The organism is Lentzea sp. DG1S-22, assembly GCF_036321065.1.
In the GTDB taxonomy this organism is placed as follows: Bacteria; Actinomycetota; Actinomycetes; order Mycobacteriales; family Pseudonocardiaceae; genus Lentzea; species Lentzea jiangxiensis.
The window spans coordinates 8,458,884-8,483,178 of record NZ_CP143276.1 but is presented as its reverse complement, the minus strand read 5'-3'; the positions used below and the strand labels follow the sequence as shown (position 1 = coordinate 8,483,178).

20 protein-coding genes and 4 tRNA genes are annotated in these 24,295 nt (G+C 70.3%); 8 read left to right on the top strand and 16 right to left on the bottom strand.

Going from position 1 to position 24,295, the window contains the following annotated elements; translation table 11 throughout:
- Positions 1–444 precede the first annotated feature (444 nt).
- The 3 genes from V1227_RS40480 to V1227_RS40470 all read left to right on the top strand — a co-directional run bounded on the left by V1227_RS40480 (position 445) and on the right by V1227_RS40470 (position 4,425).
- The gene (locus V1227_RS40480) at positions 445–1,404 is read left to right on the top strand and encodes a lycopene cyclase family protein (RefSeq protein ID WP_329790326.1); all 960 of its coding nucleotides are present in this window, start codon (positions 445–447) and stop codon (positions 1,402–1,404) included.
- A 125-nt stretch (positions 1,405–1,529) separates the two neighbouring features.
- Complete coding sequence (locus V1227_RS40475) at positions 1,530–3,206, top strand: GGDEF domain-containing protein (protein WP_329790325.1); 1,677 nt, start codon at positions 1,530–1,532, stop codon at positions 3,204–3,206.
- 154 nt (positions 3,207–3,360) lie between these two features.
- On the top strand, positions 3,361–4,425 hold the full coding sequence (locus V1227_RS40470; RefSeq protein ID WP_329790324.1) for a carboxylate-amine ligase: 1,065 nt from the start codon (positions 3,361–3,363) through the stop codon (positions 4,423–4,425).
- Positions 4,426–4,442: 17 nt separating this feature from the next.
- Here V1227_RS40470 and V1227_RS40465 read toward each other — a convergent pair whose 3' ends face one another.
- The 13 genes from V1227_RS40465 to V1227_RS40405 form a co-directional block, all read right to left on the bottom strand.
- The gene (locus tag V1227_RS40465; RefSeq protein WP_329790323.1) at positions 4,443–4,943 is read right to left on the bottom strand and encodes an NUDIX hydrolase; all 501 of its coding nucleotides are present in this window, start codon (positions 4,941–4,943) and stop codon (positions 4,443–4,445) included.
- Positions 4,944–4,958: 15 nt separating this feature from the next.
- Positions 4,959–5,036, bottom strand: a tRNA-Ile gene (locus tag V1227_RS40460).
- A gap of 87 nt (positions 5,037–5,123) precedes the next feature.
- Positions 5,124–5,196: transfer RNA gene (locus tag V1227_RS40455), tRNA-Leu, on the bottom strand.
- Between the two features lies 1 nt (position 5,197).
- Positions 5,198–5,275 (bottom strand) — tRNA-Leu (locus V1227_RS40450).
- Between the two features lie 5 nt (positions 5,276–5,280).
- Positions 5,281–5,353: transfer RNA gene (locus V1227_RS40445), tRNA-Gly, on the bottom strand.
- A gap of 512 nt (positions 5,354–5,865) precedes the next feature.
- The gene (locus V1227_RS40440) at positions 5,866–6,252 is read right to left on the bottom strand and encodes a metal-sulfur cluster assembly factor (protein ID WP_090104908.1); all 387 of its coding nucleotides are present in this window, start codon (positions 6,250–6,252) and stop codon (positions 5,866–5,868) included.
- Positions 6,249–6,689, bottom strand: a complete 441-nt coding sequence (gene sufU, locus V1227_RS40435) for a Fe-S cluster assembly sulfur transfer protein SufU (protein ID WP_329790322.1) — start codon at positions 6,687–6,689, stop codon at positions 6,249–6,251. The genes V1227_RS40440 and sufU overlap by 4 nt, the downstream gene beginning before the upstream one ends.
- Position 6,690: 1 nt before the next feature.
- The gene (locus V1227_RS40430; protein ID WP_329790321.1) at positions 6,691–7,968 is read right to left on the bottom strand and encodes a cysteine desulfurase; all 1,278 of its coding nucleotides are present in this window, start codon (positions 7,966–7,968) and stop codon (positions 6,691–6,693) included.
- 26 nt (positions 7,969–7,994) lie between these two features.
- Positions 7,995–8,768, bottom strand: coding sequence for a Fe-S cluster assembly ATPase SufC (gene sufC / locus V1227_RS40425; RefSeq protein WP_329790320.1), 774 nt, complete (start codon positions 8,766–8,768; stop codon positions 7,995–7,997).
- 33 nt (positions 8,769–8,801) lie between these two features.
- Positions 8,802–9,116 carry a non-heme iron oxygenase ferredoxin subunit gene (locus tag V1227_RS40420; protein ID WP_236221151.1) on the bottom strand — a complete coding sequence of 105 codons (315 nt, stop codon included), beginning with the start codon at positions 9,114–9,116 and terminating at the stop codon, positions 8,802–8,804.
- Positions 9,113–10,270, bottom strand: coding sequence for a Fe-S cluster assembly protein SufD (sufD, locus tag V1227_RS40415; RefSeq protein ID WP_329790319.1), 1,158 nt, complete (start codon positions 10,268–10,270; stop codon positions 9,113–9,115). Before sufD ends, V1227_RS40420 begins: the two co-directional genes overlap by 4 nt.
- A gap of 1 nt (position 10,271) precedes the next feature.
- The gene (sufB, locus tag V1227_RS40410; protein WP_090104917.1) at positions 10,272–11,726 is read right to left on the bottom strand and encodes a Fe-S cluster assembly protein SufB; all 1,455 of its coding nucleotides are present in this window, start codon (positions 11,724–11,726) and stop codon (positions 10,272–10,274) included.
- Positions 11,723–12,424, bottom strand: coding sequence for a helix-turn-helix transcriptional regulator (locus V1227_RS40405; RefSeq protein ID WP_245734231.1), 702 nt, complete (start codon positions 12,422–12,424; stop codon positions 11,723–11,725). Before V1227_RS40405 ends, sufB begins: the two co-directional genes overlap by 4 nt.
- Positions 12,425–12,518: 94 nt before the next feature.
- On the opposite strand from V1227_RS40405, the gene mptB reads away from it, so the two are divergent.
- Both mptB and V1227_RS40395 read left to right on the top strand, forming a co-directional pair.
- Positions 12,519–14,054, top strand: coding sequence for a polyprenol phosphomannose-dependent alpha 1,6 mannosyltransferase MptB (gene mptB, locus V1227_RS40400; protein ID WP_329790318.1), 1,536 nt, complete (start codon positions 12,519–12,521; stop codon positions 14,052–14,054).
- Between the two features lie 84 nt (positions 14,055–14,138).
- The gene (locus V1227_RS40395; RefSeq protein WP_329790317.1) at positions 14,139–17,786 is read left to right on the top strand and encodes a patatin-like protein; all 3,648 of its coding nucleotides are present in this window, start codon (positions 14,139–14,141) and stop codon (positions 17,784–17,786) included.
- A 60-nt stretch (positions 17,787–17,846) separates the two neighbouring features.
- Here V1227_RS40395 and V1227_RS40390 read toward each other — a convergent pair whose 3' ends face one another.
- Positions 17,847–19,832 carry a glycosyltransferase gene (locus V1227_RS40390; RefSeq protein ID WP_329790316.1) on the bottom strand — a complete coding sequence of 662 codons (1,986 nt, stop codon included), beginning with the start codon at positions 19,830–19,832 and terminating at the stop codon, positions 17,847–17,849.
- Positions 19,829–20,404, bottom strand: coding sequence for a DUF998 domain-containing protein (locus V1227_RS40385; protein ID WP_329790315.1), 576 nt, complete (start codon positions 20,402–20,404; stop codon positions 19,829–19,831). Before V1227_RS40385 ends, V1227_RS40390 begins: the two co-directional genes overlap by 4 nt.
- Before the next feature lie 201 nt (positions 20,405–20,605).
- Between V1227_RS40385 and V1227_RS40380 the strand changes: the two genes are divergently transcribed.
- From V1227_RS40380 to V1227_RS40370, 3 genes are read left to right on the top strand one after another with little or no spacing between them, the layout of a single operon-like run.
- Complete coding sequence (locus V1227_RS40380) at positions 20,606–21,511, top strand: ABC transporter ATP-binding protein (RefSeq protein WP_245734241.1); 906 nt, start codon at positions 20,606–20,608, stop codon at positions 21,509–21,511.
- Positions 21,508–22,266, top strand: coding sequence for an ABC transporter permease (locus tag V1227_RS40375; RefSeq protein WP_442916429.1), 759 nt, complete (start codon positions 21,508–21,510; stop codon positions 22,264–22,266). The genes V1227_RS40380 and V1227_RS40375 overlap by 4 nt, the downstream gene beginning before the upstream one ends.
- Positions 22,267–22,277: 11 nt before the next feature.
- Positions 22,278–23,204 (top strand): COX15/CtaA family protein, encoded by a 927-nt coding sequence (locus V1227_RS40370; RefSeq protein WP_442916571.1) that lies wholly within the window; start codon positions 22,278–22,280, stop codon positions 23,202–23,204.
- Here V1227_RS40370 and V1227_RS40365 read toward each other — a convergent pair.
- Positions 23,183–24,286: an ankyrin repeat domain-containing protein gene (locus tag V1227_RS40365; protein ID WP_329790312.1), complete on the bottom strand. Its 1,104-nt coding sequence runs from the start codon at positions 24,284–24,286 to the stop codon at positions 23,183–23,185. The two genes, V1227_RS40370 and V1227_RS40365, sit on opposite strands and share 22 nt — an antisense overlap.
- Positions 24,287–24,295 lie beyond the last annotated feature (9 nt).

Sequence of the window (24,295 nt, the reverse complement as noted above, 5' to 3'; positions counted from 1 at the left end):
ACACCGCAGCTCATCTCCGAAGAGAGTCACTTCCGGGGCTGTGTCTGGCTTAGAAGTTTTTCGTCGAGCTCCGTTCCGGCTTGTTTCCCGGCCCGTTCCGCTCTGACTTGGAGAACAGTACACGGGCCAGTTTCGATCTCCAAATCGGGGGGTACCTCAAGCGTCGAAACCGCTGCTGACCTGCACTTTCGTCGCTGCGAGGCCGGTGGGCGGTTCGCCGCCGTCTCGAACGCCGAGACCGGGTCACCGGCAGTCGCGTCGAAGAAAAGCCTGGTCACGGCCGCTTCCCGCACGGAGCGGTCCGGGACGGGCACGGGATCGGCCGCAGGAACCTCGTTCAATACGACTTGACGTGACCTGCGTCCCTTCGCGGGACCGCCGCGCTGACCGTCCGTGGGCCCACCGTGGGCTGCTGTCAGGTAGGTCGTGGCCGCGAGGTCAATCATGGACGTCGTGACGTACGACGTGGTGGTGATCGGTGGAGGTCCGGCCGGCAGGGCGCTTGCCCGTGCCTGCGCACAGGAAGGCCTCTACACGGCGATAGTCGACCGTCAGCCGGACCGCGTCTACACGGCGACTTACGGCGCGTGGGCTGACGAACTCCCGGCAGGTACGCCGACCAAGGCCGTGAGCACGACCGTGCGTGCCTATGCGCGCACGGAGCACCTCATCCCCCGCACCTATGTGGTGCTCGACAACGCGAACCTCCACGAACTGCCCGAAGAGGTCGAGGTTCTCCAGCAGCCGGCACCAGCGCGCTACACGTTCAACGCCACAGGCGCGCGCAAGGGCCGTGCCGAGCAAACGGCCGTGGGCACCGTCATCGAGTCGGACAGCACTGAGACGACGTTGATGGACTGGCGCGACGGTGACACGTTCCTCTACACGGTCCCTCTCGGCGGCAACCGCGTCCTCGTGGAGGAGACCTGTCTGGCACGACGCCCCGGCATGTCGTTGAAGGTCCTGCGCGAACGCCTGCACGCCCGGCTCCAGCCTGGCGGCGAAGAAGAACGCGTCCGCTTCCCCCTCGACGCCCCCAGGGCCGAGGGGCTGGCGTTCGGCGCGGCAGCGGGGTTCATCCACCCCGCCACGGGTTACAGCGTCGCCACCTCTCTCACGCTCGCCCCACGGGTCGCGCGGGCCATCAAGACGAAGAAGGACCCGAAACGCGTCATCTGGTCCCCCAGCGCGCGCCTGGTGCACGCGACGCGCAAGCACGGGCTCGAGGTGCTCCTCGAACTGGACGCCGAGGAGACGCGGGACTTCTTCGAGGTGTTCTTCCGGCTCGACCCGGACCACCAGCGCGCCTACCTGTCCGGGCGGGAGGACGTGAAGGGCGTCGCGAAGGCCATGACGGCGTTGTTCAAGGCCGCGCCAAGCCACCTCAGGTGGAAACTCCTCTAGGCGAACTCCCAGCGTGAACGGCGTGTCACCGAACGCAGCACCGTTGTGGCAAAAGGTCGCCAACCTCGTGAACAGCTGGTGAACCCCCTTGGAGGCGACTCGTTCGCACCGGCACGATCGGGAGCGTGCCCGCATTGCTGGATGACGTCAGGTTCGCCTTCCAGCCGCTGTTCAACCTGAACACCGGGGGTGTCGTCGCGATCGAGGCCCTGGCCCGGCCGCACGACGGCAGCGTGCAGGACCTCCTCCAGGCCGCCTTCCGCGCGGGCCTGCTCGCCAACGCCGACGTCGGGCTCGCGTGCCGCGCCGTGCGCGCCGCGGCCGACTTCGACCTGATGCTGCCGCTGCACGTGAACCTGCTCGCGATCACCGTGGCGGACAAGCCCGAGGTCATGAGCCCGCTCTACGGTGCTCTGCGGGATGCCGGGCGGTCGCCGGACAGCGTCGTGGTCGAGATCGGCGAGCCGTACTCGCGGGCCAACCGCGCCCGGCTCGCCCGCGGCATGCAGACGTTGCGCAACAACGGTTTCCGCATCGCGCTGGACTGCGTGGGCGAGGGTGACGTGCCGCTCGGCCTGCTGACCAGCTCCTCGCCCGACTTCATCAAGCTCGACCGCGAGATCGTCCGCTCGCTGCCCGACGACGCCGCGCGGGGCGCGCTGGTGAAGTCGCTGGTGCACCTCGGCGAGTACACGGGCGGTCAGGTCGTGGCCGAGGGCGTGGAGACCGAGGCGGAGCTGACGTACCTGCGGAAGCTGGGAGTGGGGTACGCGCAGGGCAGGTTCCTCGCTCCCCCGCAGCGGCGGCCGGCGGTGAACGCCCGCATCGTGCCGGAGGCGGTCTCGGAGACGGGCGAGATCCGCCGCAGCACCACCGGTCCGCGCATCACGGCGTTCCTGCACCCGGCCACGGTGCTGCCCGAGAGCGCCACGAGCGAAGAAGTGCGCGAGGTGTTCGTGTCGCAGCCGTCGGTCACGGGGGTCGTGCTCCTGGACGACGAGGGCCGCCCGAAGTGGTCGGTGGACCGCAACCGGTTCCTGCTGGCGGTCACCGGTCCGTACGGGCACGCGCTGCACGCCAAGCGGGAGGCGGCGCGTCTCGCGGACAAGCCGCACGTCATCGGTACCGAGTCGTCGGCGCTGGACCTGCTCGACGTGGTGGCCGGTGCGAACCGTGAGCGCACGAACGACGACCTCATCGTCGTAGACCACAACGAGCGGTGCATGGGCGTTGTGCGCGTGGCGGACGTTGTGCGCGGTGTGGCCGAACTCAAGGTGGAGCAGGCGGCCGCGTTGAGCCCGCTCACCCGGCTGCCGGGCAGCGACGCCCTCTCGGAGGAGGTGGACCGCCGGATCGGGCTCGGCGAGATCTTCGCGGTCTCGTGGCTGGACGTGGACAGGTTCAAGCTGGTCAACGACACGGTGGGGTTCGCGGCGGGCGACGACCTGATCCGCGAGATCGGCTACGACCTGGCGGACCTCGCGCACGCGTTCCCCGGTGTGCAGGTCGGGCACGTCGGTGGTGACGACTTCCTGCTGCTCGCCGGGCTCGACGAGACGGTGCCGCTGAGTGCTCGTTTGCTCGACAAGGCGTACACGGCAGAGGGACGACATGTGACCCTCTCTCTTGCGACCCTTATCTGTGCCCCGGGGTCAGTGGGGTCGTATCGCGAGGTGTCGCGGTTGTTGGCGCCAGTGAAGGAACACGCGAAGTCTCTTGCCGGGTCCAGCTGGGTCATGGGACGGCCGGGCAGCGAACGACGCGATGTGCTGCGTGGTGTCCCGCAACGTGCGGTGGGTTAACAGATACAACCGAACGCCTCCTGTGCGGCGCACTGATCACTCATAGCATCGGGTGTGCTACTCAGCGCACAGGAGGTTCGGCGTGCAGGTCGGCAGCAGAACTCAATCGGTTCCCGCGCAACGGACGAGCACGGACGGCCTCCTCACCGTTGGGGTGGAAGAGGAATTCGTCCTCGTCGAAGCGTCGACGGGCCATCTGGCCAACCGCGCCGAGGACGTTCTCGCCGGAGCGGACCGCTACGAGGTCGACCTGCAGCCGGAAATCGCGCAGTACCAGGTGGAATCGGCGAGCGGCATCTGCACGGACATGGGTGTGCTGAGCGACCAGCTGGCGCGGGCGCGGCGGGCGTTGATCGAACGGGCGGCGGGCCACGACGCGAGGCTGGCGGCGACCGGGACCCCGGTGCTGGGCCTCACGATGCCGACGCCGCTGACGAACTCCCCGCGCTACCACCGGATGGCGCAGGAGATGGGCGCGCTCACCAACGACCTCGCGATCTGCGGCTGCCACGTGCACGTCGGGCTGCCCGACGACGAGTCGAAGATCTTCGTGAGCAACCACCTGCGGCAGTGGTTGCCGACGTTGCTGGCGCTGGGCGCGAACTCGCCGTACTGGCTCGACGGCGACACGGGGTACGCGAGCTGGCGGTACGTGGTGTGGAACCGTTGGCCCACTTCGGGTGCGCCGCCGCACTTCGACAACGCGGCCGAGTACTACGCGGCACGGGAGGAGATCGTCGCGAGCGGCGCGGCGATCGACGCCGGGATGCTCTACTGGGACGTCCGGCTCTCCGCCCGCCACCCCACGCTCGAGCTGCGCGTCTCGGACGTCGCGCCGACGGTGGAGGAAGCGGTGCTGATGGCCGCGCTGGTGCGGGGGATCGCCTCCACGGCGCTGAGTTCCGGTGCTGTGCCGCCGAAACTGCCGCCGCACCTGGTGAAGGTCGCGATGTGGCGTGCCGCGCGGGACGGCCTGGAAGGCTTCGGCATCGACCCGGTGACGGGGGCGCCGTCGCCCGCGTCCTCGATCGTCGCGTCGTTGCTGCGGTGGATCCGGCCGGCGCTGGAGTTCGCCGGCGACTACGAGAGGGTGACGGCGGGGATCGACCGGTTGCTGCTCGACGGCACGGGGGCGGCGAGGCAGCGCAGGGCGTTCGCGCGCCGGGGGCGGCTGGACGACGTGGTGGGGTTCCTGGTCGCGCAGACCGCCCCGGTGTGACCGGCGGGTGGACGAGGTCACGGGTCTCGTCGAGGCCGCGGACCGGCGTCGTTCGCGGAACGGGTCCACGTCTGAACGCCGCGTTCGAGGTAGCGGGTCTCGCCTGATTCCCGCGCTCGCAACGCTTGTCCCACCCGGCGCGCGAGCCTGGGGACCAGGCGGCGCGCCGCTTCGGCGGGGGTCACGAACTCGCAGGCCTTCAGCTCTTCCGCCCGCAGGACGATGTGGTCGTCGGCGGTGATCAGGCCGCCTTCGAACACGAACAGGACGCGGTCCTCGCCGTCGCGCGGAGCCCAGTCGACGACGAGGAGCCGGCCGGGTTCCCTGACCAGGCCGAGCTCTTCCTCGACCTCGCGGCGGCAGGCCTGCGACGGCGTCTCGCCGCGTTCGACCGCGCCGCCGGGAATCTCCCAGTACGGCTTGTAGGTGGGCTCGACGAGCAGGACGCGGCCCGCCTCGTCGAAGAACAACGCGCCGGCCGCGGCGAGCGCTCTGCTGCTGCTGCTGCTGTGGTCCACCCGTTCTTTCTACGTTGGTCGTCCCGCCAGGACTTGAACCTGGGACCTGCCGCGCATCAGACGGACGCTCTCACCGGGCTGAGCTACGGGACGGGAGTGGAAGACGAGGGTGTCGAACCCTCCAGGGCGACCTTGCAAGGATCACCTGCGCGCCGGCGCGTCCCCCTTCTTGTGTTGCAGTGCCCTGGGCAGGATTCGAACCTGCACTGAACGCGTTCTGAGCGCGTTGCCTCTTCCGTTGGGCTACCGGGGCGTGGTGCGGATCCGGGGAAGTCGAACCCCGACTGGCACGGCCCTCAACCATGTGCCTCTCCCTGTTGGGCCAGACCCGCACGAGAGCGATCGGAGGGCATCGAATCCTCTTCTTCGGTTTGGAAGACCGACGTGTCCGCCGAGTTCACCACGATCGCATGTGTTGATTCATTTCGTGCCGCACCGACGGAAGGAGTCGAACCCTCGGGAAACTGTTTTGGAGGCAGTTCCGCTTCCGAAGCTCGTCGGCATCGGTGGTGGGCAAAAAGAAAACCGCCCAGGGTTTCCCGTGGGCGGCTCCGAGGTCATGACCTGGGGATCAGGTCATGGCGTGGAGCCCCACGCCACCGCCAGCAGACCGCCGGCGATGAGGGCGAGAATTCGCCATCCCGCGAGCTGAGCCTTGGCAAGCATGTCTTCCTCCGGTTGATCTCTGTCGGTTGCGATGGGACCAAGCTATGCGACGGCGGCGTGGGCGTGCAACGCATTTGAATGAGGTTCACGCGGTGTTCCAGATGGTGGATCGCTGTTTCGCAGGTGTCCATGACGGGTACACGTCCGGGATCGGGGTACGAGCCCTCCGGGATGTGGGCGGCGGCGTTCCTCGACCTGCTCTGAACGACGAACGGCGCGCACCCCGTGGGGTGCGCGCCGTTCGAAGAGAATCCGGTCAGACGGTGAAGCCGAGCGCCCGCAGCTGCTCGCGGCCGTCGTCGGTGATCTTCTCCGGGCCCCACGGCGGCATCCACACCCAGTTGATGCGGAAGTCCGACACGAGACCGCCGCCCGCGCCGCCGGTCAGGGCCGCGCGGGTCTGGTCCTCGATGACGTCGGTCAGCGGGCAGGCCGCCGACGTGAGCGTCATGTCGATGGTGGCGACGTTCTTGTCGTCGACGTGGATGTCGTAGACGAGGCCGAGGTCGACGACGTTGATGCCCAGCTCCGGGTCCACGACGTCGCGCATCGCTTCTTCCACGTCGTCCAGCGCGGCGACGTCAGCCTTGGGCTCGAAGACCGGCATGCCTTCGGCTCCCCGGACGACTTCTTCGGTGCTCATGCTGCTCCCTGGCTTCGTGCTACTGCGTCTTTGAAGGCCATCCAGCCCAGCAGCGCGCACTTCACGCGCGCCGGGTACTTCGAGACGCCGGCGAAGGCGATGCCGTCCTCGAGGACGTCCTCGTCGGGCTCGATCTGACCGCGGCTCTGCATCAGCTCGACGAACGCGTCCATCTTCTCGAACGCCTCGCCCAAGGGCTTCCCCACGACGAGGTCGGTCAACACCGACGTCGAGGCCTGGCTGATCGAACAGCCCTGGCCGTCGTAGGAGACGTCGGAGACGATCTCGCCGTCGAGCTTGACCCGCAGTGTCACCTCGTCGCCGCAGGTCGGGTTGACCTGGAACGACTCCGCGTCGAACGGGTCGCGCAGGCCTCGGCCGTGCGGGTTCTTGTAGTGGTCCAGGATGATCTCCTGGTACATCTGCTGGAGCTGCATCTCAGGCCACCCCGAAGAACTTCTGCGCCTCGCGGACGCCGTCGACCAGTGCGTCGACCTCGTCCAGCGTGTTGTACAGGTAGAACGTCGCGCGCACCGACGACTGGGCGTTCAGGCAGCGGTGCAACGGCCACGCGCAGTGGTGGCCGACGCGCACGGCGATGCCCAGGCTGTCGAGCACCTGGCCGGCGTCGTGCGGGTGGACGCCCTCGATCTCGAACGGCACGGCGCCGCCGCGGTCCACAGCGTCCTGCGGGCCGATCAGGCGAACACCGGGAACAGCCGACAGTCCTTCCAGCGCCGCCACGGTCAGCGCGTGCTCGTGCGCGTGGATGCGCTCCATGCCCACGACGCTCAAGTAGTCGACCGCGGCACCCAGGCCGACGGCCTGGGACGTCATGGGCGAACCGGCCTCGAAGCGCTGCGGCGGCGGGGCGAACGTCGAGCCCTCCATCTTCACCAGTTCGATCATCGAACCGCCGGTGATGAAGGGGGGCAACGCCTCCAGCAGCTCACGGCGTCCGTAGAGGACACCGATGCCGGACGGGCCGAGCATCTTGTGGCCGGAGAACGACGCGAAGTCCACGCCGAGCCGGTGGAAGTCGACCGGGCTGTGCGGAACGGACTGGCAGGCGTCCAGCACGGTCAGCGCGCCGACCTTCCGCGCGGCCGCGACGAGCACGTCGACCGGGTTGACCACGCCGGTCACGTTGGACTGGTGCGTGAACGCCACGACCTTCGCCCGGGGGGTGATCACGCTGTCCACATCGGACAGGTCGAGGCGGCCGTCGGGGGTCAGCCGGAACCACTTCAGCGTCGCGCCGGTCCGGGCGGCGAGCTGCTGCCACGGAACGAGGTTCGCGTGGTGCTCCATCTCGGTCACGACGATCTCGTCGCCGGGGCCGATCCGGAAGCGCGCGGCCTCGGGGCCCGAGGTCGCGGCGTTGCCCATCGCGTACGCCACGAGGTTGAAGCCCTCGGTGGCGTTCTTGGTGAACACCAGCTCGCCGAAGTCGGCGCCGACGAAGTCCGCGATGCGCTGACGCGCACCCTCGTACGCGTCGGTCGCTTCCTCCGCCAGCTGGTGGGCACCCCGGTGGACCGCCGCGTTGGCGGTCTGCAGGAATGCCTTCTCCGCGTCCAGGACCTGCGTCGGGCGTTGCGAGGTGGCGCCGGAGTCCAGGTAGACCAGGCGCTTCCCGTCACGAACGGTGCGGGACAGGATCGGGAAGTCCGCTCGGAGAGCGGCTACGTCCAATGGTGCTGCGGTGGTGGTCACAGCGCCTCCTCTCAACACCTGCAACGTCAGGAAAGGGCCGCGGCTTCCGTCTTGCCGGTGTACTTCACGTAACCCTCGGACTCGAGCTGGTCGGCGAGCTCGCGGCCGCCGGACTCGACGATGCGGCCGTTCGCGAAGACGTGCACGAAGTCGGGCTGGATGTACTTGAGGATCCGGGTGTAGTGCGTGATCAGCATGACGCCGACCTCACCGGAGGCCTTGTAGCGGTTGACGCCCTCGGACACGACGCGCAGCGCGTCGACGTCCAGGCCGGAGTCGGTCTCGTCGAGGATCGCGACCTTCGGCTGGAGCAGGCCCAGCTGCAGGATCTCGTGGCGCTTCTTCTCACCGCCGGAGAAGCCCTCGTTCACCGAACGCTCGGCGAACGCCGGGTCGATGTCGAGGTCGGCCATCGCGCCCTTGACCTCCTTGACCCAGTGGCGCAGGGCCGGGGCCTCGCCGCGGACGGCGGTGGCGGCGGTGCGCAGGAAGTTCGACATCGAGACGCCGGGGACCTCGACCGGGTACTGCATGGCGAGGAAGAGGCCCGCGCGGGCGCGCTCGTCGACGGACATCTCGAGGACGTCCTCACCGTCGAGCGTGACGGAGCCCGAGGTGATCGTGTACTTCGGGTGTCCGGCGATCGCGTAGGACAGCGTGGACTTGCCGGAGCCGTTGGGGCCCATGATGGCGTGCGTCTCGCCGGCCTTGATCGTCAGGTCGACGCCCTTGAGGATCTCCTTGGGAGCGTCCTCGCTGACGACCGAGACGTGCAGGTCCTTGATCTCAAGGGTGGCCATGACTTGCCGTTCTCCTGGTGGTGTAGCTAGAAGTCAGTTCGTGGTGACGGTGACGTCGACGAACACGTCGCCGTCACGGATGTCGACGGCGTAGACGTCGACCGGTTCACTGGCGGGCGGCGACGAGGGCTTGCCGGTCTCCAGGTCGAAGCACGACCCGTGCAACCAGCACTCGATCCCCTTGCGGGAGACCTCGCCCTCGCTCAGCGACACCGCGGCGTGCGAGCACAGATCCGCGAGCGCGTGCACCCGCTCGCCGTCGCGCACCAGGACGACGTCCACGTCGTCCACGGTGGCGGCGAACGGCTTGCGGTTGTCCAGTTCGGACAGTGCACACACCTTGATCACGCGCCGACCGCCTCGAGCTCTGCCTCGATGGCGGCCTCGAGGCGCTCGCGCACCTCGGGGACGGCGATCTTCGCGATCAGCTCCTGGAAGAAGCCGCGCACGACGAGACGCCGTGCCTGGTCCTCCGGGATGCCGCGCGCCTGCAGGTAGAACAGCTGCTCGTCGTCGAACCGGCCGGTGGCGCTGGCGTGGCCCGCGCCCTCGATCTCGCCGGTCTCGATCTCCAGGTTCGGCACCGAGTCGGCACGCGCGCCGTCGGTCAGGATCAGGTTCCGGTTCAGCTCGAACGTCTCGGTGCCCTCGGCAGCGACACGGATGAGCACGTCACCGATCCACACCGCGTGCGCGCCCTCGCCCTGCAGCGCGCCCTTGTAGACGACGTTGCTGCGGCAGTTGGGCTGCCCGTGGTCGATGAACGGCCGGTGCTCCTGGTGCTGGCCCGCGTCCGCGAAGTACAGACCGAACAGCTCCGCGTCACCACCGCGACCGGCGTACTGCACGACCGGCGTCACGCGCACGACGTCGCCGCCGAGCGTGACCACGGTGTGCTTGATGGTCGCGTCGCGACCGAGCTTCACGTGGTGCTGCGAAACGTGCACGGCGTCGTCGGCCCAGTCGTGGATGGTGATCACCGTGAGGTGAGCGCCGTCCGCGACGAGGAACTCGACGTTGTCCGCGTACGCGCCGGAGCCGCGGAAGTCCAGGATCACGGTGCCCTCGGCGAACTGCGAGGCCTTGATCTGGATGTGGCCGTAGGCAACGGTTCCGGTGCCCGCGCCGGTCACCGTGACGGTGGTCGGCTCGGTCTTCGCGTCGCCGGGCAGCGTCACGATCGTGGCCTGCTCGAACGAGGAGTAGGCCTGCGCCGCGACGCGGTCACCGGGAACGCCGGCCTTGCCGAGGCGGTCGTCGTCACGACCGACCGTCTCGACGGTGACACCGGCGGCGGCGTTCACCTCGACGGCAGCGGTACCCGTTGCCGCAGCGCCGGAGTGCAGACCGGCCAGACGCTTGAGAGGCGTGAAGCGCCAGATCTCCTCACGGCCGCCCGGGACCTCGAACGCGTCCACGTCGTAGGACGTGAAGTGCTCCGCGCGCGAGGCGACCGGGACGACAGCGCCGTGGGAGTGAGGTTGAGTCGACAGGGCGGCCATGTCAGCCGACGGCCCCTTCCATCTGCAGTTCGATCAGGCGGTTGAGCTCGAGGGCGTACTCCATGGGGAGCTCGCGCGCGATGGGCTCGACGAACCCGCGCACGATCATCGCCATGGCCTCGTCCTCGTTCAGGCCGCGCGACATCAGGTAGAACAGCTGGTCCTCGGAGACCTTCGAGACCGTGGCCTCGTGGCCCATCGCGACGTCGTCCTCGCGGACGTCGACGTACGGGTAGGTGTCCGAGCGGCTGATGGTGTCGACCAGCAGCGCGTCGCACTTCACCGTGGACTTCGAGTGGTGCGCCCGCTTGTTGACCTGGACCAGGCCGCGGTAGGACGTGCGGCCACCGCCGCGCGCCACCGACTTCGACACGATGGTCGAGGAGGTGTGCGGGGCCATGTGGACCATCTTGGCGCCGGCGTCCTGGTGCTGGCCCTCGCCCGCGAACGCGATCGAGAGGACCTCGCCCTTGGCGTGCTCGCCCATCAGGAAGACGGCCGGGTACTTCATGGTCACCTTGGAGCCGATGTTGCCGTCGACCCACTCCATGGTCGCGCCCTCTTCGGCCTTGGCGCGCTTGGTGACCAGGTTGTAGACGTTGTTCGACCAGTTCTGGATCGTCGTGTAGCGGCAGCGGCCGCCCTTCTTCACGATGATCTCGACCACGGCCGAGTGCAGCGAGTCCGAGGAGTAGATCGGCGCCGTGCAGCCCTCGACGTAGTGCACGTAGGCACCCTCGTCGACGATGATCAGCGTGCGCTCGAACTGGCCCATGTTCTCGGTGTTGATCCGGAAGTAGGCCTGCAGCGGGATGTCCACGTGCACGCCCTTCGGCACGTAGATGAACGAGCCACCGGACCACGTCGCGGCGTTCAGCGCCGAGAACTTGTTGTCACCCGCCGGGATGACGGAGCCGAAGTACTCCTTGAAGAGCTCCGGCTGCTCCTTGAGGGCCGTGTCGGTGTCCAGGAAGAGGACACCCTTCTCCTCCAGGTCCTCACGGATCTGGTGGTAGACGACCTCGGACTCGTACTGGGCGGCGACGCCGGCGACGAGGCGCTGCTTCTCCGCCTCCGGGATGCCCAGGCGGTCGTAGGTGTTCTTGATGTCCTCGGGCAGGTCCTCCCAGGAGGTGGCCTGCTTCTCGGTCGAACGCACGAAGTACTTGATCGAGTCGAAGTCGATCCCAGAGAGGTCAGCGCCCCAGTTCGGCATCGGCTTGAGGTCGAAGAGCTTGAGCGCCTTCAACCGGTACTCGAGCATCCACTCGGGCTCGTCCTTCTTCGCCGAGATGTCGCGGACGACATCCTCGCTGAGGCCTCGGCGGGCGCTCGCGCCGGCGACGTCCGAGTCGGCCCAGCCGAACTCGTAGTTGCCGAGAGACGCGATGGTCTCTTCCTGCGTGAGCGGAGACTGCACCGTGGTGGGCGTGCGCTGCTCGGCAGCGGCAGTCATGCGGGCTCCCCTCCATCATCTGGGATCCGTTGAACGTTCGGGATGTGCGTCGTGCACACGGCGTGGCCGCGGGCGATCGTCGCGAGGCGCTGCACGTGGGTACCGAGGAGGTTCGCGAACGTCTCCGTCTCGGTCTCGCACAGCTGGGGGAACTCGGCGGCAACGTGGGCGACCGGGCAGTGGTGCTGGCACAACTGCTCGCCCACCCCGACGTTCCGCGCCGATGAAGCGTAACCCTCCCTGGTCAACGCGGCTGCGAGGGCCTTCGCCCGTTCGGCGGGCGTGACCTGGGCCACGATCGCTGAACGGTGCCGGTCCACCAGTGCGTCGACACGACTTCGCGCAAAAGCGCGCACAGCCTCTTCCCCGCCTGTTTGGGCGAGGAACCTGATCGCGGCGACCGCGAGGTCGTCGTAGGCGTGGCCGAACCGGGCGCGTCCGGCGTCGGTCAGCAGGAAGAGCTTCGCGGGACGGCCACGGCCGCGTTGGGTCTGCCGGGGTGCGTCCCTGGTGATCGCCTCGCCGTCCGCGAGCAGCGCGTCTATGTGACGACGCACGGCCGTGGGGCTGATGCCCAGTTCCTCCGCGACGGCCGCCGCGGTGACCGGGCCCTGCTCCAGGAGGAGCCTGGCTACGGCACGCCGAGTCTTGCCGTCGTGCTGCGGCACGGCGTCAAGGTGGGTCTCGGCGTTTTTCACAACACCAGTGTTGCGTATTTCGCCGGAGGTCGCAAAGATCGCGGTCACAGGGTGACCTGACTCACGGCTGAACGTGGCTGGATACGCTGCCCCCATGTCCACCAACGGCGGAGCCGTGACTCCGGAGAGCGACCTCCTGAACGTGCGGGAACGTCGCCAGCTGGACATCGTGCGCCGCTGGGGCACGATCGGCGCCCTCCTGCTGACCGTGGGGTCGCTCGGCGGTGGCGCCGCACCCATCTACTCGCCGCTCTACGGCGTGCCCGTCCTCGGACTCTTCTCGAGGATGCCCAGCGTCGCGATGGGGGTCGTCTGGACCGGCATCTTCATGATCGTGTCGGCCTGGCTCGCGCTCGGCCGGTTCGTGCGTCCGGGCAGGCCGCGCCTCATCTCACGCGGCCAGATGGACCGCACGCTGCTGATGTGGACCGTTCCGCTGGTCTTCTGCGTGCCGATGTTCTCCCGCGACGTGTACTCCTACCTCGCGCAGAGCGAGATCGCGGCGCGCGGGCAGGACCCGTACGAGCTGGGTCCGGCGACGGCGCTGGGCGTCGACCACGTGCTGACGCGCGGTGTGCCGAACATCTGGCGGGAGACGCCGGCGCCGTACGGGCCGCTGTTCCTCGCGTTCGGGCGGCTGACCGCGATGCTGACCGGGGACCACGTGGTGTCCGGCGTGTTCGTGCACCGGCTGCTGGTGCTGTGCGGCCTGGTGATGATCGTGTGGGCGCTCCCGCGGCTCGCGGCGCGGTTCGGGGTGCCGCCGGTCGGCGCGCTGTGGCTGGGCGCGCTGAACCCGCTGGTGCTGTTCCACATCGTCATCGGCGTGCACAACGACGGACTCGCGCTCGGCCTCATGCTGGTCGGCCTGGAGCTCGCGATGCGCGGGCTGGAACCGCTGAAGTGGTCGTGGATCGTGCTGGGCTCCGGGGTCATCGTGTGCGGCGCGATGGTGAAGATCCCCGCGATGGCCGCGCTCGGGTTCCTCGGCGTGCTGGTGGCGCGCAAGCTCGGCGGTCAGGTCAAGCACCTCGCGCTGGTGGCCGGGATCATGGCGGTGATCGCCGCGGCGGGGGTGGTGGTGATCTGCCTCGGCACCGGGTTCGGGTTCGGCTGGGTGGAGACGCTGAACGTCGCCTCCACCGTGAAGTCGTGGATGTCGCCGCCGACGGCGCTGGGGTTCCTGGGGGCCGGCACCGGCATCCTGCTCGGCCTCGGCAACCACACCGAGGCGATGATCTCGCTGACCCGGCTGCTGGGGCAGGGCATCTCGATCTTGATCACCGTCATGCTGCTGTGGCGCAGCTTCAAGGGCCGGATCAAGGCGATGAACGGCCTGGGCGCTGCGCTCGGCGCGATCCTGGTGCTGGGGCCGGTGCTGCAGCCCTGGTACGTGCTGTGGGCGGCGATCCCGCTGGCCACGGCGGTGGTCGGGCCCAAGTTCCGATTGATCGCCATGGTGGCCTCGGCGGTCATCGCGATCATCCTGCCGCCGACCGGCTCCGCGTTCGACGGGCGGGCCTACACGGTGCCGCAGGCGGTCGCGGGCGCGGTCATCACCTTCGCGGTCTGCGTGCTGATCGCGCGCAAGCGGGTCGGGCCGTTCCTGAAGTCCGACACGGCCGTGTGACGGACTTCCCGGACCGGTAACCCCGAACCCCCGGCGGACGACCCCCCAGTCACGGGAAGATCGTCGCCGAGGGGGTGGTGCGACATGACCGGGCAACCCATGTCGCGGGAAGAGGTGCGGTTCGCCGTCGTGCTCAACGGCGGTGTGAGCCTGGCCGTCTGGATGGGCGGCGTCGTGCTGGAGCTCGACCGCCTGACCAGGCCGGGATCGGTGTACCAGCCGTTGCTCGACCTGGTGGGCTGCACGGCCAGGGCGGACGTCATCGCGGGCACGTCGGCCGGGGGCGTCAACGGGGCCGCGCTCGCGTTGTCGCAGGTCAACAAGAACGCCGACCTGAGCAGGCTGCGCGACCTGTGGGCCGAGCAGGGCCGGATGGAACAGCTGCTCAGGACGCCGTTCCGCGGCCAGCCCGCGTCGCTGCTGCAGGGCGACGAGTTCTTCCTGCCCCGGCTGCAGGAGGCGCTGGCCCGCCTCACCGCCGACTTCTCCCCGACCGGCGCCGACGAGCGCCCGATCGACCTGCGCATCACGACGACGCTGCTCGGCGGCGTCCCGGCGGTCACCTACGACGACCTGGGCCAGCCGCTCACGCAGTCGGTGCACCAGGGCTCGTTCTCGTTCCGCCGCGACCCCTACACCTGGGTCAGCGAGGACACCAGGGACGACTTCCGCGCCGACACCCTGCCCGGCCGCGTGCGGCAGCTCGCGCTCGCGGCCCGGTCCAGCGCGAGCTTCCCGTTCGCGTTCGAGCCGAGCTTCATCCCGGTCGGCGGGCAGGGCACGCCGGACCGCCCGGACATGGCGGACGTCGCGAGCTGGGCCGGTGACGGCGACCGCAGCAGGTTCGCGGTCGACGGCGGCGTCCTGGTGAACACGCCGACCAGGGAGGCGCTGGAGGCCATCGACCGGATGCCCGCGGACGGGCCGGTGCGCCGGGTCATGCTGCTGGTGTTCCCGCACGCCGAGCCGCTGGGCTCCGAGCCGGTCGCCGACACCGCGGACGAGGTGGTCACGACGGTCAGCTCCGGCGGCAGGCTGCTCAGCGCGATGTCGAGCCAGGCGGGCCGGACCTACGTCGAGAAGATCGAGGAGCACAACCGGCGGGCCGCGAGCTCGCGCGGCGGCCGGATGGCGTTGCTGGAACGGCTGCACGCGGGCGGCGGCGACGTGGTCGACGAGGTGTACTCGCTGGCGGACAAGCTCTTCGGCCACTACGAGGACGTCGAGATCCGGCTCGCGGCGCGGCAGGTCACGGCGCAGCAGTTCGCGCTGCGGGGCGGGAACCCGGCGAACTGGTCGTTCGAACGGGCGCGGCGTGCGGCCGAGACCGCGCAGCGCAGGTGGAAGGAGCGGCACGGCGTGCTGCCGTACGTGCCGGGCGTGAAGCTGCCGGACATCGTGTGCCGCGAGGACGCGGGCTGGGAGTGGGGCGTCACGATGGCCGAGCGCCTCGGGGCGTCGGCGCTCGACCTGCTCAAGAGGCTCGTGTGGGTCGTGCCGGAGGAGCAGGCCGACGAGATCAGCACGGCCCGCCGGGGACTGCACCGGGTGCGGGCGGAGCTGCGCCGGCTGCGGGCCGAGCTGTTCGCGTGGGAGCCGTCCTCGTCGCTCGGCGAGGAGTACTGGACCGGCCGGCTCGCGAGCTACCAGGAGCAGGTGGTCGACGGGCGCCTCGGGCGGGAGGTCAGGGCGCAGGTCGCCGAGGTCGGGCGGATCGTCGGGCAGGCCCGGCAGGTGGTGGCGGCGCTCGACGAGCACCGGCTGCGGCTCGGCGGGCTCGTCTGCTGGCACGCCCTGCTCGACGCCCCGCCCACGCCGCGGGAGGCCGGGCTGGACGACGGCGAGCGGTGGCTGAACCGCCTGCTGGCGCTGGAGGTCGCGGGCACGTGCCTGTCCGACGACGCCTCGGCCGGGCCGGACTCGCCGGTCGAGCTGGTGCAGGTGTCGCTGCAGACGCGCAACGCGTTCGCACAGCAGTCGATCACCGCCGACGACAAGGCGGGCGGGGCGTCGCTGTCGCGGTTCTCCGGGTTCCTCAAGCGCTCGTGGCGGGTCAACGACTGGATCTGGGGACGCCTGGACGGCGCGACGATGCTGTGCCGGGTGCTGTTCGACCCGCGGCGGCTGCGGCGGATGGACCTGCTGGGACGGCCCGCCGGTGACGAGCGCACCCCGGCGCAGCGCGCGCGGGCCGTGGTCGACCAGGTGGTCGCCACGATGTTCGGGCCGGAGCTGCCGGTCCAGATGGCGACGTGCGCGGAGCTGGCGTGCGAGGAGCTGACCGGGATCTACGAGGCCGAGGGCGACCTGTCGCCGTCGTCGCTGAAGCTCGCGGAACTGGCGGCGTGGGGCCTGCACTGGCGGATCATCTGCGAGGAGCTCCCCCGGCTGCGCGCCGCGATCATCGCCGACCGGGGCGACGGCGCGGACAAGCGGTCACGGGGAGAGCTGTTCCTCGAAGAGCACGCGGACCTGTTGCGGCGGCTGGAATATCCGCACGAGCACACGGTCACTCTCGGCATGTCGGCGCTCAACGCCTTCGACCGCGCCGGCATCGGCCGCGAGCCGCTCACCCAGGAGGCCGCGTCGGACCAGATGATCCGCACGGCCGCCACCGCCGCGGCCGTCGCGGTCACGGTCGCCGACTCGGAGCAGTCCGGGCTCGCCGCCGTGCGGCCCGTGACGCGGGTCCTGCGCGGAGCCGCCCTGCTGCCCTACTGGACGATCACCGGCCTGACGCGGGGCGGGAAGCTCGCGCAGTTCCTGGGGTTGCTGGGTCTCGCGGTCGGCGGCGCACTGGTCGTGATGGCGCTGTTCGGGATGCTGCCGGCCTGGGCGGCGGGACCGGGCGCGGCGATCGGCGCCGCGAGCCTGCTCGCCGCTTTCGGTTACGCGGCACTGAGAAGCGGCACGATGCTGCACGGGCTGGTGTTGCTGTCCCCGGTGATCCCGCTGGTGGCGATCGCGCTCGACCGGATGCCGGACGACCGCTCCGAGGTCACGACGGGCACGGTGACGGTGGCGGGGGTGGCGCTCGTCGTCGCGTCCCTGCTGGTGCTCGGCTCGTTGCCCGCCCCGGTTCGCACACCGCTCGCGGTGCTCGCCGACTTCGAGCCGTTGCGGATCATCCGGCGGCGCTGGAAGCAGGCCGCCGTGGCGCTGGCGGCGGCCGGGGTGGCCTGGTCGGTGTGGCGGTTCGGGCTGTACGCGCAGCCGTGGCTGGTGATCCCTGCTTCGGTCCTGTGTGGAGCGTTCGGGGTGCGGATGGCCCTGAGCGGCGGCAAGTCGCTGCAGCGGTGGCGCCGGGTGGAGGGCGTGTGGGGCACGGAACGCGCGGAGCCTCCCGCCGCCGCGACCGCGGGCTGGGCCGTCGTCTACGGCATCGCCTACCTCGCGGTCGCCGACGTGCTGCTGGTCGCCGGGCCGCGCGGGTGGGGCTGGCAGGCGGTGATCGGCACGGCGCTGGTGTTCGGCCTGACGCTGCTGCTGATCACGTCCTGGTACGTGCCGCGCGCGGAACGGCGCCGCATCCGCCGCCAGCTCGTCGACGAGGCGATCCCGGCGATCTACCCGCGGGGCTGCGACGTGGCGGCGACGCTGCGCGAACGGCTGGAGGGCCACGCCTCGCTGTACCGGTTCCTGGTCGACGGCGAGGGCGAGCACCCGGCCGAGCTGGCGCTGTCGCGCACCGGGCTCGTCGTGGCGCGGCGGATCGAGGAGAAGCTCCGCTAGTCGCTCCACGAAGGAACGGACCCGGCCGCCACGCGCGACGGGCCCGTCCCAGTGCAACCGTCAGGCCGCCAGCGCGATGACCGGAGCCGTCCGGCCCATGGCCCGCGCGTAGAGGCCCTCGAACCGCTCCAGCGTCGCGGCGAGCGCGTGGTGGGAGATGATCTCGCTGCTGGCGGCGCCCATGCGGGCCCGCATCGGGGCGTCGTGCACGAGCGTGTGCAGGCGCTGGGTGAGCTGGTTGACGTCTCCGGGCTCGAACAGCCAGCCGTTGCGGCCGGGGTGCACCAGGTGCGGCAGCGCCATGGCGTTCGCGGCGATCACCGGCTTGCCCGCGGCCATCGCCTCCATGGTGGCGAGGCTCTGCAACTCGGCGACACCGGGCATGACGAACAGGTCGCAGCGGGCGTAGGCGTCGAGCAGCTCGTCCTCGGAGACGAAGCCGTGGAAGCGCACCCGGTCGGTGATCTGCAGGTCGCGGGCCAGCAGCTCCCACTCGGCCCTGCAGGTGCCGTCGCCGACGATCTCGCCGAACGCGCCCGGCACGCGGGCCAGGGCGCGCAGGAACTCGTCGACGCGCTTCTCCTCGTCGAGCCGCCCGACGAACAGCGCGGTCGGCCGGTCGTTGTGGGTGACCTCGCGCTGGTAGCGGGCGATGTCGATGCCGCACGACACGGGGATCGCGCGTTCGGGGAAGCCGCTGTCGTGCAGCAGCTGCACGGCGCGCGGTGTCGGGGCGGTGACGACGTCGGCGCGGCCGAAGACGCGGGCCAGGTCGCGGTAGGCCCACTTGCGGGACAGGCCCTGCAGGAACGCCGGCACGTGCGCGTGGCTGAACAGGTTCTCCGGCATGAAGTGGTTGGTCGCGAGGGTCGGTATGCCCTGGGCGACGGCGGAGTTGAGGACGAACCGGCCCACCACGAAGTGCGCCTGCACGTGCACCACGTCCGGCTTGAGCGCCTTGACCAGTTCGTCGGCCTCCTTCGACGCCTGCCACGGCAGGCAGAACCGGAAGTCCGGGTAGAACGGCAGCCGGTGCGACCGCAGGCGGTGCACCGTGACGCCGGGGATGTCGGTGGCCTTCGGCGAGTCCGGTGCGATGACGTGGACGTCGTGGCCGTTGCCGGCGAGACCGACCGCCAGGCGCTGCGCGAAGCGCGCGGCACCGTTGACGTCCGGCGGGAACGTGTCGGCGGCGATGACGACGCGCAGGGCGCTGGAGGTGTTCACGGGAAGCTCCGTTCGGATGTTTTCACGAGGTTGACGAGCAAGTGCGAACACGCCGCAAACAGCGGCGAGAGCGCAGGCGAACAGCGCGGCACCGGTCACGGCGGACAGGTGCGCGGCCTCGCCGAGCAGGAAGGCGCCGATGCCCACGGCGATCAGCGGGTCCACCACGGTCAGGCAGGCGACGGCGAGATGAGGGGGTCCGCCCGCGTAGGCGAGCTGGACCAGCCAGCCGCCGACGGCGAGCGAGAGGGCGATGCCGAGCACCGACGCGAGGTGCGAGAGCCCGAAACCGCCTTGCTGCACCGACTGCGAGACGGCGCGCATCAGGACGGACACGTACCCGTACGCGACGCCACCGGCTGATGCGAATGCCACAGCGCGGATGCGCGCGTTGGAGGTAAGGGCAGCCACGAGGCCAGGCACCGCGATCGCGCCGAGAGTGACGAGTCCGGCCGTGAGTTCGGCGTCCGGCGCCACCCTCGTGGCGGTCGCACTGCCGGAGGCCAGCAACACGAACGCGCCCACGCCCACGGTCGTGAGCAGGATCGCGGGCATCTCGCGGAAACGGCGGTCCAGCAAGGCGGTCAGGCCGATCGCGACGACACCGATCGGCTGCACGACGGTCAGCGGGGCCATGCCCAGCGCGGCGGCGTGCACCCCGGCGCCGGCGACCAGCAGCGCGAGGCCGCCCAGCCAGCGGGGCTGGCGCAGGACACCGGCGCGCGCACCGGTCGAGGCGACCGCGTCGTGCTGCAGGCGTGCCGCGAAGGCGAAGCAGACGGCGCCGAGCACGGCGAGGGTGACGGCGAGCAGTGTCATGGCGTGCGCCTCACCTGTGGTGCCGCGATGGCGAAAAGGAGTGCGTAAAGGGATGCGAACAAAACGCGTTCGGTCAGACCGCGCGCCTCGAAACCGGCGAACGAAACGTGGCTGACCAGAAATGCCGCGCTGGAGATGCTCGCCGTTGTTGCGATACCGATCAGGGCCGGAAATTGCCGGGCGATGAGCACGCCCGCGGCGGGCAGCGCCACGAACATCACCGCCCCGGCGTAGCGGTGGACGTAGCCCGACATCGACGTCGGAGCCCCCGTCGGGTCCGTCGGGAAGATCGTCGCCACCGCCAGTCCCGCCGACCAGATGCCGATCAACCACTGCGCTGACCTGCCTACACCCCGCAGGTTGACGGCGAGCAACGCCGACACGGCCGCGAGACCAAGAGACGTCGCCGCCAGCCACCCGGTGCCGTTGTCGACGAAGACGTAGTCGCTGATCACGTCCGTGACCGGGTTGAGCTGACCCGCCGACACGACATGCAGGTACACAATCGGAACCAGTGACAACACCAGTCCCCCGACCACCAGGCCCCGCCTTTTCGCCCCCGCCTCGATCACGAGAAAAGTCTCTGGTGAACGCGGTGATCAACCAATGGGGAACTCCCCCGACGCGACCCTGAGGTGTCCCTGAGGTACCGGGGTAGGGCCAGCCCCACCTTTTTCAGCCGCGCTTCGGGAATGAGGGCCGTAACCCGGTCGAGTGCGGATTGCCCGGACCGCCTAGGCTGCGTGTCCGTGAGCCCGAATCCCCAGCCTGCGGTGGAAGTGTCGGGGCTGGTCAAGAGGTACGGCTCGAAGACCGCCGTCGACGGCCTCGACCTCGTCCAGCAGCCCGGCACCGTTCTCGCCCTGCTCGGACCCAACGGCGCGGGCAAGACGACGACCGTCGAGATCTGCGAGGGCTTCCGGCGGGCCGACGACGGCTCGGTGCGCGTGCTCGGTCTCGCCGCGGGCTCCGAGGAGCTGCGGCCGCGGATCGGCGTCATGCCGCAGGGAGGTGGCGGCTATCCCGGCATCCGCGCCGAGGAGATGCTGAACCTCGTGGCCGCGTGCGCGAAGAACCCCCTCGACCCGAAGTGGCTCATCGAGGTCCTCGGACTCGGCGGCGCGGCGCGCACCCCATACAAGAGGCTCTCCGGCGGGCAGCAGCAACGGCTTTCCCTGGCGTGCGCGCTGATCGGCCGTCCCGAGCTCGTGTTCCTCGACGAACCGACCGCGGGCATGGACCCGCAGGCGCGCCGGCTGGTGTGGGACCTCGTGTGCGCCCTCAAGGACGACGGCGTGGCCGTGCTGCTCACGACGCACCTCATGGACGAGGCCGAGGCGCTCGCCGACGACGTCGTGATCATCGACCAGGGCCGCGTGGTCGCGCAGGGCACGCCCGCCGAGCTGACCGCGAACCGGCCGGACGACCAGCAGCTGCGGTTCCGCGCGCGGCCGGGTCTCGACACGTCGTTGCTGTCCGCCGCACTGCCCGAGGGCCTGAAGGTGCGCGAGGCGACGAGGGGCGCGTACGTCGTGGAGGGTCACATCGACCCGCAGGTCGTCTCGACCGTCACGTCGTGGTGCGCGCAGCAGGGCGTGCTGGCCGAGGAGCTGACGGTCGCCAAGCGCAGCCTCGAAGACGTTTTCCTGGAGCTGACCGGCAGGGAGCTGCGTTCGTGACCACCTTCGCTCCCGGCACCTTCAAGCCCGCGCCCGGCCGCGGCTCGCTGCCGAAGATGCTGTTCGTGCACGCCCGCACCGAGGCGATGCTGACGTTGCGCAACGGCGAGCAGATCCTGCTGACCGTGATCATCCCGCTGGCGCTGCTGGTGGCCCTGTCGGTGATGTCGGTGATCCCGATGCCCGAGCCGCGCGTGGGTTCGGCGACGGCGCGGATCTTCGCGCTGGCGATCATCTCGTCGGCGTTCACCGGGCAGGCCATCGCGCTCGGGTTCGACCGGCGCTACGGCGTACTGAAGCGGCTCTCGGCCTCCGCGCTGCCCCGGTGGCTGCTGGTGGCCGGACGGGTCTGCGGTGCCCTGGTCGTCGTGGCGCTCCAGATCGCCCTGCTGGCGGTGACGGCGCTGGTCCTGGGCTGGCGCTTCCCGCTCGCGGGCCTGCCGTGGGTCGTGCTGCTGATCATCTTGGGCACGCTGACGTTCGGTGCGCTGGGCGTGCTGCTCGGCGGCTCGCTGCGGGCCGAGATCGTGCTCGCGCTGGCGAACATCATCTGGTTCGTGCTGCTGATGGTCGGCGGTGTGGCGCTGTCGGTACCCGTCGGGTTCATCCACCTGCTGCCGTCGGCCGCGCTCGCCGAGGCCCTGGAGACTTCTGTGGTGCACGGCACGGCGCCCGGCGCCGGCCCCGTCGCGGTGCTCGTGGCCTGGGGCGTTGTCGCCGGGGCACTGGCAACCCGGACGACTCGCCTGACCTGAGCACGCCTACCATCAGTGGCGTGTCGAAGCTGACCGCCTTCCTCGTGTCCTGGCAGCGCGCGTTCGCGATTGCCGTCGTCATCGCGCAGGCCGGAATCGCGGTCACCGGGTCGATCGTCCGCGTGACCGGCTCGGGCCTCGGCTGCCCGACCTGGCCGCAGTGCTTCGAGGGCAGCGTCACCCCGGTCGACCACCCCGAGGTCGCGACCCTGCACCAGTGGGTCGAGTTCGGCAACCGGACGCTGACGGGCGTCGTCGGCGTCATCGCGGGCCTGTGCGTGCTGGCCGCGTGGTTCCACCTCCCGCGCCGCCGCCGCGTGCTGGTGCTCTCGCTCGTGCAGCTCGTCGGCGTAGTCGTGCAGGCCGTCGTCGGCGGCATCACGGTGCTCACGGGCCTCGCCTGGTACACCGTGTCGATCCACTTCATGATCTCGATGGCGCTCGTGTGGATGGCCGTGCTGCTGGTGAGCTCGCTGGCCGAGGGCGACGGGCCGGCGCGGCTCAAGGTGCCGGCGCCGTTGATGAAGCTCCAGGTCGTCATGGCGGTCGTGCTGGGCGCGCTGCTGCTCGCGGGCACGTGGGTGACGGCCGCCGGCCCGCACGCCGGTGACGCCTCCACCCCGCGCCTGGGCGTCGACGTCGCGACGCTCGCGCAGGTCCACGCGGACCTGCTGTTCCTGTTCCTCGGCCTGCTGATCGCGGTCGGGTTCTTCACCCGCACCCGCGCGTACTGGACGCTGGTCGGCGTCGTGCTCGCCCAGGGCGCGCTGGGCATGGTGCAGTACTGGACCGGGGTGCCCGAGGTGCTCGTGTCGCTGCACGTGCTCGGCGCCGGTGCCGTCGTCATCGCCACGGCCGCCCTGTGGACGTCGTCGCGCGAGCGCACGCACGAGGTCGAACTGCCCGCCTCCGGCGATCAGGCGCTCAGCAAGGCCTGAGCCTCGCCCTGGTCGTTGTGGCCGGCCCAGTTCGCGGGCGTGGCCTCGAAGTTGACGTCGGTGATGGTCCGGTCGGCGCCCGCGTCCAGCAGGACCCGGATGACCGGCAGGTGGCCGCGCTCGGCCGCGAGGTGCAGCGCCGTCACGCCCTCGCCGTGCATCGGCCCCCCGAACGTCGTGCGCTGGTTGGGGTTCGCGCCCAGGTCGAGCAGCACGCGGGTGGCGTTCTCCAGCCCGCACCACGCGGTCCACGCCAGCGCCGTGCCGCGGTAGACGTCGGCGTCGATCCGGGCGCCGCGCTTGAGCAGGTCGCCCAGGACCTCGACGCGGTCGTTGCGGGCGGCCCACGACAGCGCTTCGTCCAGCACCTCCTGCGGGTCGTCCGTCGGCCACCAGCGCGGGAAACCGCTGTGCGGCCGGTAGTAGCCGCGACCGGCCTCCGGTGCGGTGGCGAGGGCGAGGTCGCCCAGCCCGGCGGCGACGCGCAGGTTCGGCGGGTGGACCCCGTGCCCCGCCAGCAGTTCGGCCGTCTTCGCGTTGCCCCAGAACAACGCGACGGTCAACGGTGTGCCGCCCCCGCCGCGCGCTTCCAGGTCCGTGCGCGCGCCCTTCGCCAGCAGGAGCGCCGCCAGGTCGTCGAGGCCGGAGCAGGCCGCCTGGTGCAACGCCGTCCAGCCGTGGACGTTCTGGTGGTCGACGTCCGCACCGGCGTTGAGCATCACCTCGACCAGCCGCTCGTCGCACTTGGCCGTGGCGAGGCCGAGCAGGTCGTTGCCGTTGGTACCGCGGGCCTTCACGAGCCACGGGTCCCGCGTGATGATCGCCTTCAGCTCACCGGGGTTCTGCATCTCGATGGCCTGGTAGGCGCGGGCGAACGGCCGGGGCTTGCGGATGTTGGCCTTGAGCGCCTTCCAGTCCTGGCAGCCGTGGGCCTGGGCGAGCACGATGTGCGCGCCCTCGTCCGTGAGCGGAACGTCGTCGAAGACCTGGAGCGCGCCTGGCACCCCGTCCCACGCGGAGGCGAGCAGCCCGCGCGCCCGCTCCTCGTAGTACTCGACGTCATCGCGGAACGGGTGCCACATGGCACCCAC

What these genes read in the sequence shown, in the direction of transcription:
- V1227_RS40480 (WP_329790326.1), top strand. Translation starts at nt 445, where the DNA reads ATGGACGTCGTGACGTACGACGTGGTGGTGATCGGTGGAGGTCCGGCC.
- V1227_RS40440 (WP_090104908.1), bottom strand. Translation starts at nt 6,252, where the DNA reads ATGAGCACCGAAGAAGTCGTCCGGGGAGCCGAAGGCATGCCGGTCTTC.
- sufU (WP_329790322.1), bottom strand. Translation starts at nt 6,689, where the DNA reads ATGCAGCTCCAGCAGATGTACCAGGAGATCATCCTGGACCACTACAAG.
- sufC (WP_329790320.1), bottom strand. Translation starts at nt 8,768, where the DNA reads ATGGCCACCCTTGAGATCAAGGACCTGCACGTCTCGGTCGTCAGCGAG.
- sufD (WP_329790319.1), bottom strand. Translation starts at nt 10,270, where the DNA reads ATGGCCGCCCTGTCGACTCAACCTCACTCCCACGGCGCTGTCGTCCCG.
- sufB (WP_090104917.1), bottom strand. Translation starts at nt 11,726, where the DNA reads ATGACTGCCGCTGCCGAGCAGCGCACGCCCACCACGGTGCAGTCTCCG.
- mptB (WP_329790318.1), top strand. Translation starts at nt 12,519, where the DNA reads ATGTCCACCAACGGCGGAGCCGTGACTCCGGAGAGCGACCTCCTGAAC.
- V1227_RS40395 (WP_329790317.1), top strand. Translation starts at nt 14,139, where the DNA reads ATGACCGGGCAACCCATGTCGCGGGAAGAGGTGCGGTTCGCCGTCGTG.
- V1227_RS40390 (WP_329790316.1), bottom strand. Translation starts at nt 19,832, where the DNA reads ATGACACTGCTCGCCGTCACCCTCGCCGTGCTCGGCGCCGTCTGCTTC.
- V1227_RS40365 (WP_329790312.1), bottom strand. Translation starts at nt 24,286, where the DNA reads ATGTGGCACCCGTTCCGCGATGACGTCGAGTACTACGAGGAGCGGGCG.